At 68.6% G+C, this 11908-nt stretch carries 12 protein-coding genes; 5 read left to right on the forward strand and 7 right to left on the reverse strand.

Translation table 11 applies throughout. The features are described from left to right. Nucleotides 1-35: 35 nt before the first annotated feature. A complete protein-coding gene (locus tag IEY68_RS10355; RefSeq protein ID WP_058852969.1) occupies nucleotides 36-425 on the forward strand; it encodes a hypothetical protein in 390 nt (129 codons plus the stop codon). Between the two features lie 4 nt (nucleotides 426-429). Here IEY68_RS10355 and IEY68_RS10360 read toward each other — a convergent pair whose 3' ends face one another. After that, nucleotides 430-915: a hypothetical protein gene (locus tag IEY68_RS10360; RefSeq protein WP_062998592.1), complete on the reverse strand. Its 486-nt coding sequence runs from the start codon at nucleotides 913-915 to the stop codon at nucleotides 430-432. 360 nt (nucleotides 916-1275) lie between these two features. Here IEY68_RS10360 and IEY68_RS10365 point away from each other — a divergent pair, with 360 nt between their 5' ends. Continuing rightward, the gene (locus IEY68_RS10365; protein ID WP_058855240.1) at nucleotides 1276-3291 is read left to right on the forward strand and encodes a TerD family protein; all 2016 of its coding nucleotides are present in this window, start codon (nucleotides 1276-1278) and stop codon (nucleotides 3289-3291) included. Nucleotides 3292-3341: 50 nt separating this feature from the next. Here the strand turns inward: IEY68_RS10365 and IEY68_RS10370 are convergent, their stop codons facing one another. Beyond that, a complete protein-coding gene (locus tag IEY68_RS10370; RefSeq protein WP_229718698.1) occupies nucleotides 3342-4790 on the reverse strand; it encodes a DUF1254 domain-containing protein in 1449 nt (482 codons plus the stop codon). Between the two features lie 93 nt (nucleotides 4791-4883). Then, nucleotides 4884-5177: a hypothetical protein gene (locus IEY68_RS10375; protein ID WP_058855241.1), complete on the reverse strand. Its 294-nt coding sequence runs from the start codon at nucleotides 5175-5177 to the stop codon at nucleotides 4884-4886. A 220-nt stretch (nucleotides 5178-5397) separates the two neighbouring features. Here IEY68_RS10375 and IEY68_RS10380 point away from each other — a divergent pair, with 220 nt between their 5' ends. Continuing rightward, the gene (locus IEY68_RS10380; RefSeq protein ID WP_030524066.1) at nucleotides 5398-5673 is read left to right on the forward strand and encodes a hypothetical protein; all 276 of its coding nucleotides are present in this window, start codon (nucleotides 5398-5400) and stop codon (nucleotides 5671-5673) included. A 10-nt stretch (nucleotides 5674-5683) separates the two neighbouring features. On the opposite strand, the gene IEY68_RS10385 is transcribed toward IEY68_RS10380, so the two are convergent. The 3 genes from IEY68_RS10385 to abc-f all read right to left on the reverse strand — a co-directional run bounded on the left by IEY68_RS10385 (nucleotide 5684) and on the right by abc-f (nucleotide 9091). Next, on the reverse strand, nucleotides 5684-6493 hold the full coding sequence (locus IEY68_RS10385; protein ID WP_199804946.1) for a MerR family transcriptional regulator: 810 nt from the start codon (nucleotides 6491-6493) through the stop codon (nucleotides 5684-5686). Between the two features lie 293 nt (nucleotides 6494-6786). Then, the gene (locus tag IEY68_RS10390; protein ID WP_058855271.1) at nucleotides 6787-7395 is read right to left on the reverse strand and encodes a CatB-related O-acetyltransferase; all 609 of its coding nucleotides are present in this window, start codon (nucleotides 7393-7395) and stop codon (nucleotides 6787-6789) included. 88 nt (nucleotides 7396-7483) lie between these two features. After that, nucleotides 7484-9091: a ribosomal protection-like ABC-F family protein gene (gene abc-f / locus IEY68_RS10395; protein ID WP_063916313.1), complete on the reverse strand. Its 1608-nt coding sequence runs from the start codon at nucleotides 9089-9091 to the stop codon at nucleotides 7484-7486. 154 nt (nucleotides 9092-9245) lie between these two features. On the opposite strand from abc-f, the gene IEY68_RS10400 reads away from it, so the two are divergent. Then, nucleotides 9246-9896, forward strand: coding sequence for a TetR/AcrR family transcriptional regulator (locus tag IEY68_RS10400; protein ID WP_058855272.1), 651 nt, complete (start codon nucleotides 9246-9248; stop codon nucleotides 9894-9896). A gap of 44 nt (nucleotides 9897-9940) precedes the next feature. Further along, nucleotides 9941-10180, forward strand: coding sequence for a DUF6374 family protein (locus tag IEY68_RS10405; protein ID WP_058855243.1), 240 nt, complete (start codon nucleotides 9941-9943; stop codon nucleotides 10178-10180). Nucleotides 10181-10223: 43 nt separating this feature from the next. Here the strand turns inward: IEY68_RS10405 and IEY68_RS10410 are convergent, their stop codons facing one another. Next, entirely contained in the window at nucleotides 10224-11906 is a 1683-nt protein-coding gene (locus tag IEY68_RS10410) for a BCCT family transporter (RefSeq protein WP_229718723.1), read from the reverse strand. Nucleotides 11907-11908: the final 2 nt, after the last annotated feature.

Consider the following 11908-nt stretch of genomic DNA (forward strand, 5'->3'; position numbering starts at 1 on the left):
CGACCCGATCCCGCGAACAGCGCGACAATGGAGCGATGGCACAGCTCTGGGTGAAAACACATGGTGGGGACTGGCTTCGGGCCGACCAGATCATCGAGATCGGCACCGAAACGGTGCGGGAACGCGGTCCACACGACGGTGCGGGCGCCGTCGAGGTCGTGGCCCGGCTGGCGGTGGCGACGGGCAGCGGGCAATGGGACTACGACCGGGGCAGCGGTACCGTCGGCCCCAGTATCCGGGTGCTGGGCCGCTATCCCAGCGGGGAGACCGCCGAACGGATCGTCGATCAGCTGGTGCTGATCCTGCTCAGCGCGAACAAGAACGCGCAGATAACCTTCGAGGACGAGGAGGTCCGGGTCCGGCCGGCGCACGATCGTACCGACCACGACGCCCCCTTCAACGGCCGGGCGCTCGATACGGCCTGACGACTCAGGACCTCCGCCGGGGCCGCTTCTTCGGTTCGGATTCCGGTTTTGGGGCTTCGGGCGCGGTGAGACCGGTCATCCGGCCGAGCCGGCCCACACCGGGCAACCGCGACAGCGCGCCGAACAGATCCTCACCCAGCGCGATCAACGCCTCCAGCCGCGGCAGCAGCCGGTCGTAGGCGGCGAACGCGGGGTCGGCGAGGGCCAGGGTGCGGTCGAGCCGGTCGATGGTGGCGTTGAGCCGGTCGACGGCGGTGGACAGGTTGTCCAGCACATCGGGCAGTTGCGCCGCGAGCTGCGCCGAGGCCGGTGGCAGCCGTACCGCCGCGTCGAAGGCCTGCCCGGCGGTCAGGTGGGCGGCTTCGAGGGCTTGACCGGCCGCCGACTGCGCGGCATCCACCGCCGACTGCGCGGCCGCGAGGACATCGGCGGGTGTGGGCACCCGCCGGGCTCCCGGCCTCTTCTCCCCCGACTGCCCCGAATCGGTCACGAGGCCTTCTTCGAGGCGTGTACATGCGGTCCGCGGAGGCCGCAGCGAAGGCGGAGGTATCGCATCACGAGGCCTTCTTCGAGGCGTGTGCATGCGATCCGCGGAGGCCGCAGCGAAGGCGGAGGTATCGCATCACGAGGCCTTCTTCGAGGCGTGTGCATGCGATCCGCGGAGGCCGCAGCGAAGGCGGAGGTATCCCATCACGACGCCTTCTTCGAGGCGTGTACATGCGGTCCGCGGAGGCCGCAGCGAAGGCGGAGGTATCGCATCATGGCACAACTCTGCCGCATCCCTCCCGGAAACCGGCGCGACCTGCACACCTGCGGGCGTGTCGGCCCCACATGGCATAGTTCGACGACGATGGAACTGAGCAAGGGTGCCAATACGCCGATACCGACATCCCTTCTGGCCGTGGTGATCTCCTGGCGGTCGGACCATATGGTGGACGCGCACGCGCTGCTGCTGGGCAGCGACGGGTCGGTGCGCGGCGATCGGGATCTGGTCTTCTACAACGCACCCCGCCACATCTCCCAGGCCGTCACTCTCGATCAAGACCCGGATCCGGGCACGGCACGGCTGAGCGTTTCGCTACCGCGTACCGAGGCCGAGGTGGACCGCATCGTGGTGTCGGGTTCGCTGGAGGACGCGACCTTCCCCGACCTGCACGGGCTCACGCTCACCGTATTCGCGGTCGACGGTCCGGTCGCCGTGTTCGCCCTCGACGACGCGGAATCGGTGTCGGCCATGATGTTCGGCGAGTTCTACCGCCGCGACGGCGGCTGGCGGTTCCGGGCCGTCGGCCAGGGCTGGGCCTCCGGGATGGCCGGTCTGGTGACCGAGTTCGGTATCCAGGTCGACGAGGGCCCGGCCGCGGGACGGCCGGTGGCCCCACCGGCGCACCGCGGCTCCGATCGCGACAAGAGTTCGTCGCGAGCCCCGGCCGAGGAGCCTGCGGACAGGCCTGGACGGCCATCGGCCGGGATCGCGGACCTGCGGACCGCGGTCCTCGACCGGCCGGCCGGCGCCGGGGGCGGCCCCGACGCGACCGAAGATTCGCACCGTCCCGCGAACCCGATCCCGGTCTCCCGCGACACCCCGGACCGGACCGCGGTACTCCCGAACGGCGCGACCCGCACCCCATCCGGAGCGCATCCCGGCAACGCCCACTACCGGCTCGACGAGACCTCTACCACCGCGGCTCCCGCCGCGCCCTGGGACCGCTTCACCGATCCGCAGCCCACCCGGCAGCTCGCCGGCACAGTGAGCCTGCACCGGTCCGCCCCCACCGAACAGGTGCGACTTCCCGCACCCCCGGATCCCGCCCGCGCCGACTGGTATCGCGACCCCGAGGATCCGGTGCGGTTGCGCTGGTGGGACGGCGAGCGCTGGACCGCCGACCGGCGGCCGGTCACCCGGCCGCACGCCCACGAGTGCGAGCGCTGCGGCGCACGGCGGCGTCGCCGAGTCTTCGGCGGGCATCAGCCGTGTTCGTCCTGTGCCGTCGAGACCGAGGAATTCCTGATCCACTGGCACACCAGGGCCGCCCGGGTGCTCACTTCGGCCGGGCCGCGCGGCCCGGAATGGGAGGAATTGTGGGCCTCCCTGCGCTACCAGCGCATCGACGCGGCCGCGGCCCGTGCCGCACTGGAACCGGCGGCGCTGCAGTACGTGGAACGGCGAGTGGCGTTCGCCTTCGCCGACGGGCAGATCTCGGCCGAGGAATACGACGATGTGGAGTACGCGATCACCGATCTCGGACTGTCCGGTCCGCTGATCGACGAGCTGCGCTCACGGATGGGGCGGGGTCGCGCGCTGTCCCGCCTCCGGGAAGGCGATCTACCCGCGATCGCCACCCCGGATCTCCATCTGGACGCCGAGGAACTGGTCTACCTGGATATCGCCGCCACCCATATCCGAGAACTGGCCCGCGGACCCAAACACACCGACGGCCGGTTGATCGTGAGTACCAAGAAGTTGCGTTTCGTGGGTGCGGGCGCCGGGGTCGAGTTGCCGTGGTCCCGGATCGTCTCGGTGGCCGCCGAACACGATGCCGTGGTGGTCGCGGCCACCTCGGCGCGCGGCGGCGCGATCTTCGCCGTCGCCGATCCGCAATACCTCGCGGCCGCGCTGGAGGGAGCGCTGCGCATCGCCAAACGTCTCGTCCTGGCGCCGGGCCAGCGTGATTCGCGCAGCATCTCCCAGGAAGTGAAGGCGGAGGTGTGGCAGCGCGACGGTGGCCGCTGCGTGGAATGCGGCGACAGCCACTATCTGGAGTTCGATCACGTGATCCCGCTCAGCCGCGGTGGCGCCACCAGCGCGGCGAACCTGCAGATCCTGTGCCGGGGCTGTAATCGCACCAAGGGCGCCAATATCTGATCCCCGGCGCGAGCTCGCTCCCGGTCCGGCCGGTGTACCCGGCGACCCGGCTACGGCACCAACGGTGGTGGAAACCACCTGCCGTCCAGCACCCGCGGCTCCGGATCGTACACTCGCAGAATCAGGGAGAATTGGCCCTGTTCCGGGATGGGCAACCAATTGGATCGCGGCACCCGCGAACCGGGATCCGTGGCCTGGACCGCGATCTCCAGTGCTCCGTCGGCCGCGAATTCCGGCGCCGCCGTATGGCCCACAGTCTGGATACCCGCTGGGTTCTGCACGAGATAGCCTTCGGCTCCGTAAGCGGTGAGCGACCAGAAAGTCTCGGCCGGCGGCGCTTGCCCCGGCGGGAACCGCAGCGTGAACTCCAGTGGCACACCGTCATCGTCGGCCTGCTCGAACAGCGCCGGATACACCACCGCCTCGGGCAGGTTCGCTCCGAGTCCCTGTTCAGCAGTCGAGGCGCGCAACAAGTAGTTGGTGCCGTACCGGCCGACCCCCATATCCAGCACCCAGCCGTCGCGCCGGACGCTGCCGGGGTCGACATAGGCGGCCATCTTCTTCTTCGCCGCATCGACGCCCGCATCGAGTTCACCGGTGCTCACCCCCTCGGGCAAGCCTCCGGGGCGAATCCCGATCGTGCCGAACCGCCGCATGGCGGGTTCGTCCGCGGGGGTGGGCGGGTTGTCCACCATCAGCTCACACAGGCGCTCGAAGAACGCGCGAGCCGACATCTGCGCGACCGGGCCCTGCCCCACCGATTCCGACCAGTCCCCCGGATCCGGAATGGATCCGGATTCGGTGGCCGCACGCGTGTTCCACGCGCTCAACGGAGCGAGCCGCAGCTGAGCCTGGATTGCGCGTACCGCCGGCACATCCGCCGATCCCCGCACCTCGATCCGTCCGTACAGCCAGGCGTCGGACGTGGTGACCGGTAGTTCCACCACGCCGGGCGGCAGTGTGCCACTCCATCCGGGACCGGTCACCGCATAGGTGTACGGCGGTGTCTCGTCGGGCGGGACCTGCGGCTGCCGGTTACGCGGCGTATGCGCTGTATTGGACCACGCGTCGATCACCTGCATCACCCAGCGCCGGTCCTGGATCTCGGGCACCGCGAAGAGCACCGGCTCCTTGCGCAGATCCAGCCACGCCACCGAGTACAGATTGTCCAGGTCGACCCGGACGACGGTGCGCTGACCGGCGTCGGGTATTCCCGAGCTGTGCTGGAAGCGGTTGACCGGAACAGAGCCCAGGGCGCGATTGCGGATGGCATCGATGAGGACCATCGGATAGCCGAAGACATACGCGTCGGTGGCCACCTCGCGCCGCGACGCGGGAGAGCCCGACGGCTCGATCCGGCTCTCGGGTTCGCCGCCCCCGCAAGCCGTCAGGCCGGTGACCGCGAGTAGGCCGAGCAGCGAACGCCGGGTTATCCGCGACCGGTCGGCCATCGGTTGGCCCGCGGCGTCCGAACCCACCACGGCGGGCACTTCGCGCATTGGCATTCTCCCTGCTCATCGCTGTCGGAAGGACTGCCAGCAGGATACGCGGAGATAGCTGGATCATAGCGGACGCGGGCGGCGCGGCCGCTCTCAGATGGACAGGACGGTATTCATGATGGTGCCCGCGCTGGTCGCGACGACACCGCCGATCATGGCTCCGGCCACCATCTTCGGGGACTCCATTCCGCCGCCCGACCACTTCTCCCAGGCGAATTTGGCACCCGCGACAATAATGCTGATCGTGCCCGACAGAATGGCCAGCCAGGTAGCGTACCGGAGGAACTGATCGATCTTGTCCGCCAAGGGCGGCGGCTCCGGAGTGGGGTCACTGACCTGTGCGTATACCGATACTGCGTCAAAAACCGACGCCGCGATGCTGCTCACAGTCTGCTCCCTCGCCGATGCTGTCCGGGCCCCACGGCCCCGCCTCCATCATCCAGACCGGAACCGGCACAGCGCAAGTTCTTGCCGCGCAGCGACTTTCACGCTATAACCGCTGGTGACCCGAACACCTACCCGGACCTGGGATTACTGCGCCCGACCCGGCGAGCGGTTACGATGCGTTAGCGTTCCCGCCCACCCCGAAACAAGAGTGAGCTGCGAGATGATACTGGCCGCCGTAACCGATACGCTTGCGCAAATCGGTAATCCCACCCCCGAAGCACCCCCCATCTCGGACAAATTCCTGCAACTGGTCAGGTATCTCACCTGGTTCGTGTTGCTCGCCGGAATCTGCGCGATCATCTACGCGGGCGGCAAGTTCGCCTGGGAGAAATGGTCCGGTGGCGGTCTGGAGTCCCCGAAGATGGTGGCCGGAGCCATGATCGGCGGTGTCATCGCGACCAGCGCGGGCACCATCATGAACGCCGTCATCGGCTGACATACCGGGCTCATTCCCAGGTAGCCGTCGCCGGATCGACGCCTCGGGCACGCGCGTTCGCTTCGATGACCGCGCGCAACCACCCGGCCAGACCCGGCTCGATTCCGTCGTAGTAGGCACACATCTGTGTGTCCTCGACGTATCGGCGACCGAGGCAGACATGCATCTCGACGGTGCAGTCGAAGTACACACCGATCGACGCGCGGTGTCGTTCGGCCAGTGCGTCGGCCGCGGCGCTCCCCGGGAGTACACCTGCGCGACGGGCCGCGGCGAGATCCACCTCCAGCGCCCGGACATCCTCGGCGATCCGCTGCCAGTCCGCGGCGTCGCGGTTCGCGGCGCGTTCGGCGTACTGCGCCCATTGCGCGGTGTCGCCCCACCGCGCCCGTGCCTCACCGGCCCAGGACGGCTGCCACTGCTCCCCGAACAGCCGTATCTGCTGCTCGGCCGACAGCAGGATCCCGGACTCGCGGGCCTCGAGCAGCCGATCCAGCGACTGTGCTGTCCGCTCCAGCCGGGCGGTACGGGCCCGGATGCGCTCCCGTTGCTCCCGCAGCGATTCGGCGGCCGTGGCGGGGGTGTCGAGGAGGCGCCCGATCTCCTCGAGCGGTAGATCCAGCTTCCGGTACACGAGAACCCGTTCGAGCCGGGTCAGGTCCGCCGCCGTGTAGAGGCGGTAGCCGGCAGCGGAGCGCGCGGACGGCCGGACCAGCCCGATATCGTCCCAGTGGTGCAGCGCGCGGACCGTGAGGCCCAGCAGTTCGGCGACCGCGCCCACGGTTCGCCCGGGTTCGGAGCCGAAATGGATATCGCCGCACACGGCCCCATTCTGGCAGTACCCGCCGATACTCGCCCGGGACCGAACCCCCGGCACTGCGCGAACGTGAGCGGCGAAGCCGGTCGGCGACTCGGCGGGCCGCGGCGGCCGGGCGGAGATCAGCGCAGCACGGCTTCGATCAGATCAACGGCTCGTACAGGTCACTGTTGCGGTATCGACCCGGTCGGCACGCGGTGGCAGCGCCCGGGGTATCAGGGCCAGAGCCCGATCGGCAGACCGGGTCGGGATACCGACCATCGCGATATGGGCGGGATGGGAAGGCACGGTGGTTGCATTCATTTCAGTGTCGCGGCGGCGGCCTCGAGGTCGGCGATACTGCCCGACATGATCACGCGCACATGTTCGGTGATGTGCTCGACAGGCCAGTCCCACCAGGCCACGGCCAGCAGCCGGGCGATTTCGGATCCGTCGTAGCGGTTCCGGATGAGGCGGGCCGGATTACCGCCGACGATCCCGTAGTCCGGGATATCGCGGGTGACTACGGCGCCGGCGCCGATGATCGCGCCGTTACCGATCCGCACTCCGGGCATGACCGTAGCGCCGTTACCGAACCAGACATCGTTGCCGACGACGGTGTCGCCGCGGTTCGGCAGCTCGCTGAGCAGGTCGATATGCCGCGACCATGCACCGCCCATAGTGGGGAAGGGGAACGTCGAGGGGCCGTCCAGGCGATGGTTGGCGCCGTTCATGATGAACCGCACGCCGGTAGCCAGCGCGCAGAACTTCCCGATGATCAGTTTCTCCGGGCCGTAGTGGTAGAGCACGTTGCGGGTTTCGAACGTGGTGGGATCGTCCGGGTCGTCGTAATAGGAGAACTCCCCTACCTCGATCAGCGGTGAGGTGAGCAGCGGTTTCAGCAGCACCACACGCGGCTGCCCGGGCATCGGATGGAGCACGGCCGGGTCGGTGGGCGGCGGTCCGGGTTCTTCGGGCACAGCGGAACTCCTTCGGTGCGTAGGCGATCGGGGTCGGTCAGACGGTTACCGATGTCCGTAGGGCGAGGTGGGCGCCGTCCCAGCGCGCCCGCAGCCTGCGGTCGTGGCTGACGATTACGACAGCGCCCGGATAGTCGGCCAGTGCGGTTTCCAGCTCCTCGACCAAGCCCGGTGAGAGGTGATTGGTGGGCTCGTCGAGCAGCAGCACATCGACGGGTTCGACTACCAGCCGCGCCAGGACCAGGCGCTGCCGCTGTCCGGTGGACAGATTCTCGATACGCGTCGAGAGCCGGGACCGGTCGAACAAGCCCAGGGCGAGCAATCGTTCGGCGTGCTGTTCGTTTTCCCCCGCTCGGCCGCGAGCGAAGGCGGCCAGCAGGGTCTCCCCCGGCCGGGCCGGAGGCGGTTCCTGCGCGAGACAACCGACCCGGCCGCGGTGGGTGACCGTACCGGCGTCCGGTGCGAGCGCACCGGCCAGCACCCGGAGCAGGGTGGACTTACCGGCACCGTTCGGTCCGGTCACCAGTAGGCGGTCTCCCACGGCGACAGTGACGCTCGTCCGGTCGAGCCGCCCACCGACCGCGATATCGGTGGCCTCGAGCACGGTGCCGTGCGCGTGCCCGGCCCGCAGCGACGGCCTGAAACGCAGCGGTTCCGGTGGTGGCGGCACCGGATCGGCGAGCAGGCGGCGCAGCCGCTCCTCGGCATTGCGGACGCGCCCGGCCAGCGACTGCTGCACCCGGCCGCCCGCCCGGTCGTAGGCCATCTTGTTGTTGTCCTTCATCGCCCGGCCCGGAGCGACCCGGCGGGCCGTGGTGGCGGCGGTCTCGCGAAGCCGTTCGGTATCGGCCTGCCATTGCGCGTGCGCCTGTACCCATCGTTGTCGCGCCGCGGCCTTCTCGGCACGGAACCCCGCGTAGCCGTTGCCGTACCGGACGACGCGGCGCCGGTCCGCGTCGACCTCCAGCAGCGAGGTCGCGACCCGCTCGAGGAACACGCGGTCGTGGGAAACCGTCACCGTGGTACCGCGCCGGGTGCGCAGATGGTCTTCCAACCAGGTCAGGGCATCGTCGTCGAGGTGATTGGTGGGCTCGTCCAGCAGCAGTACCTCGGACCCGGCCGCCAGTATCGCCGCGAGCCGCAGCCGGACCTGTTCTCCGCCGGACAGCCCGCCGACCGTACGGTCGCGGGCGACCAGGCCCAATCCCAGTCCGTGCAGCGCACGTTCGACCCGGGCGTCGGCATCGTAGCCGCCGCGTAATTCGAAAACGGTGGTCAGCTCGCCGTATTCGGCCAGCCCGGATTCGTCGCCGGCCGCCATACCGACCTCGAGCCGGCGCATCCGGCTCTCGATCGCACGCAGCTCGCGCAGGGCCCGGTCGATGACCTGCTGAACGGTGGTATCGGCCGGTAGCTGTTCGTCCTGGGCGAGGTACCCGATACCGCCGTCCGCGTGGACGACGATCTCGCCGCGGTCGGGCCGCTCCCGGCCGGCGAACAGACGCAGCAGGGTGGATTTGCCCGATCCGTTCTCGCCGATGATCCCGGTGCGCTCACCGGCGGCGAGCGAGCAGGTCACCTCATCGAGAACACACCTGCCGAGAAAGGATTTGGTGACCGCGAGCGCGGTGAGCTGAGTTGGCATGGACACACTCCGAAGCATTCGGGTACGACGCGGCCCCGGGGGGCCGCAGGAAGGGGTGAACGCTTCGAATGAGCATCGGCTACCTCACTAGTGCGACTACTGTTGCATTAGCATGGTGCCACAGCCCGTCCCACCGAGCAACCGGATCGCCGATATGACTTCCTCACCTCCCACGAGCGAGATCGCCGCCCCGGCGCCACGACCGGGTGGCCGGACCGCGCGAATCCGCGCCCAGGTACTCGAAGCGGTACACGCGGAACTCACCGAACACGGGTACGACGCACTCACCGTGGACACGGTCGCCGCCCGCGCCGGGGTGCACCGCACCACGGTCTACCGTCGCTGGCGCGATGTCGGCGGCCTGCTCACCGATATCTTCGCCGCGGCGGCCGATATCGACTGGCACCCCCGCGACACCGGCTGCCTGCACGGTGACCTGGCGGCGCTCAACCAGGAAATCCAGGACTCGCTGACCGAGGAGCCGTCCATCGCGGCAGCGCTCATCGCGGTCTCGTTCCGCTCCGACGAGGCCGCTCGGGCCCTGCGACAATTATGGGAGAACCGGTACGCCCAGTCCGAGATCGTCGTCGAACGAGCCGTGCGCCGTGGCGAACTCACACCGGATGTCGACGCGCGGGCAGTGCTGATCGCCGCCACCGCGCCGGTCTACCACCAGCTGGCGCTACTGCGGACCCCACCGGACCCCCTGCTGCCCGAGCGGGCGGCCGCGGCCGCCACGATGGCCGCCCGGGCCGGCGCGTTCACCGGACCGAGCCCGGAAACCTTCCCCGCCGGCCCACCGTGACACATCTATCGAAAATATGTTCGAATTCCGGTACGGTTATCCGCATGCCCGAACTCGCCCCCATCCCGTTCGCCCGGCTCAATCTCGAACAGGTACGGGAACGACTCCTCGCCGCGGCGGCCTTCGGCGAGGATCTCTCCCCCGATCAGCTCGAGGTCCTGGCCGGCAAGCTCAGCACCGGCCTGAGCATCTACATCGAGGCCACGCAGAACAGCGCGCCTCGTACTCGGCACCCGGCGGTACCCGGCCGGGCGTGCCTGGATTATCGCGGCCGCCTGCGCTGAATCCGGCTCGGCTCGGGCCGGATTGAGCGCAGGCGCTACCGCGTCAGCGATCGCCGTCGACCGGCTCACCGTCCACGATCTCGATGGGCGAGGTAACGAGTTCGAACTCGCCCTCGTGCTTGGCCACGCCCTGTAGCACCGCGCCCTCCACCAGTTCGACGCCCAGGTTCGCCCGCACGATGATCGGATCGCTGCGCACATCGCGGTAGAGCGAGACGCACATCATCACCATCACGATCATGAACGGCAGCGACACCACCGTGGTCAGCGCCTGCAAACCGGTCAGCGCCCCGCTCAGATCATCGGAATCGGCGATCACCAGCATGATCGCGGCGACCGCGCCGGTGGCCGTACCCCAGAAGATCACGGTGAGCCGGGACGGTTCGATACTGCCCCGCTCCGACAGGGTGCCCATGACGATCGAGGCCGCGTCCGCGCCGGAGACGAAGAAGATACCTACCAGGATCATCACCAGCACCGTGGTGACCGCGGTGAGCGGATACTCCTCGAGCAGGTGGAACAGCGCGAAATCGGGGTTCACACTGCCGTCGGCCTCGGTGAGGTCGTGGGTATCGGTCTGCTGTCGGATGGCGGCACCACCGAAGATCACGAACCACACCAGGCTCACCAGGCTGGGCACCAGCAGAACACCGGCCACGAATTGCCGGATGGTGCGGCCCCGGCTGATCCGCGCGATGAACATGCCGACGAAGGGGGTCCACGAGATCCACCACGCCCAGTAGAAGATCGTCCAGCTCGACAGCCACGTCTCCATCTCCTCGCCGCCGGCTATTCCGGTGCGCGAAGCCATGGTCGGCAGGTCGGCGATGTAGTCACCGACCGCGGCGGGCAGGAAGTTCAGCATGAACAGGGTGGGTCCTGCGAGGAAGACGAAACCCGCCAAGATCACCGCGAGCACCATGTTGATATTCGACAGCCACTGGATGCCGCGCGCGACACCTGATACCGCCGAGACGATGAACGCGATGGTGAGCACGGCGATGACCACCACCAGCCCGAGTTTGCCCACGGCATCTATCCAGCCGTTGAACTCTAGTCCGGCGCCGATCTGCAACGCCCCGAGTCCGAGCGAGGCCGCCGAACCGAACAGGGTCGCGAAGATCGCCATCATATCGATGGCCTTACCGCCCCAGCCGTCCGCGTGCCGGCCGAGCAGCGGGCGGAACACCGAGGAGAACAGCTGCGAACGACCGCGCCGGAAGGTGCCGTAGGCGATAGCGAGACCGGCCACGGCGTAAATGGCCCACGGATGCAGCGTCCAGTGGAACAGCGTGGTGGCCATCGCGACCTCGGCGGCCTGCGGGCTACCGGCTTCGGCGGTACCCGGCGGTGGGGAGGTGAAATGGGTCAGCGGCTCGGCGACGCCCCAGAACATGAGGCCGATCCCCATTCCGGCGCTGAACATCATGGCGATCCAGGAAACTGTCCGGAACTCCGGTCGTTCGTCGTCTGCGCCGAGCGGGATCTTGCCGTAGCGGCTCAGCGCCAGCCAGATCACATAGACCACGAACGATGTGGCGACCAGGACGAACATCCAGCCCGTATTGGTGATGACCCAGGACTGGGCGCTCGAGGCGAAGGTTGCCAGGCTGTCCTGATCGAGGATCCCCCACAGTACGAAGGCCACCGATCCGATCGAGGTGATTCCGAAGACCAGCCAGTCGAGGCCGCGCCCCACCGGTCTGTGTCTGCGCGAGCCCGGCATGC

Origin of the sequence: Nocardia jinanensis (genome assembly GCF_014645735.1) — a bacterium.
In the GTDB taxonomy this organism is placed as follows: Bacteria; Actinomycetota; Actinomycetes; order Mycobacteriales; family Mycobacteriaceae; genus Nocardia; species Nocardia jinanensis.

Excerpts from the sequence above, each read along its gene's own strand:
- IEY68_RS10355 (WP_058852969.1), top strand. The coding sequence starts at position 36 with ATGGCACAGCTCTGGGTGAAAACACATGGTGGGGACTGGCTTCGGGCC.
- IEY68_RS10365 (WP_058855240.1), top strand. The coding sequence starts at position 1,276 with ATGGAACTGAGCAAGGGTGCCAATACGCCGATACCGACATCCCTTCTG.
- IEY68_RS10370 (WP_229718698.1), bottom strand. The coding sequence starts at position 4,790 with ATGCGCGAAGTGCCCGCCGTGGTGGGTTCGGACGCCGCGGGCCAACCG.
- IEY68_RS10380 (WP_030524066.1), top strand. The coding sequence starts at position 5,398 with ATGATACTGGCCGCCGTAACCGATACGCTTGCGCAAATCGGTAATCCC.
- IEY68_RS10390 (WP_058855271.1), bottom strand. The coding sequence starts at position 7,395 with ATGCCCGGGCAGCCGCGTGTGGTGCTGCTGAAACCGCTGCTCACCTCA.
- abc-f (WP_063916313.1), bottom strand. The coding sequence starts at position 9,091 with ATGCCAACTCAGCTCACCGCGCTCGCGGTCACCAAATCCTTTCTCGGC.
- IEY68_RS10400 (WP_058855272.1), top strand. The coding sequence starts at position 9,246 with ATGACTTCCTCACCTCCCACGAGCGAGATCGCCGCCCCGGCGCCACGA.
- IEY68_RS10405 (WP_058855243.1), top strand. The coding sequence starts at position 9,941 with ATGCCCGAACTCGCCCCCATCCCGTTCGCCCGGCTCAATCTCGAACAG.
- IEY68_RS10410 (WP_229718723.1), bottom strand. The coding sequence starts at position 11,906 with ATGCCGGGCTCGCGCAGACACAGACCGGTGGGGCGCGGCCTCGACTGG.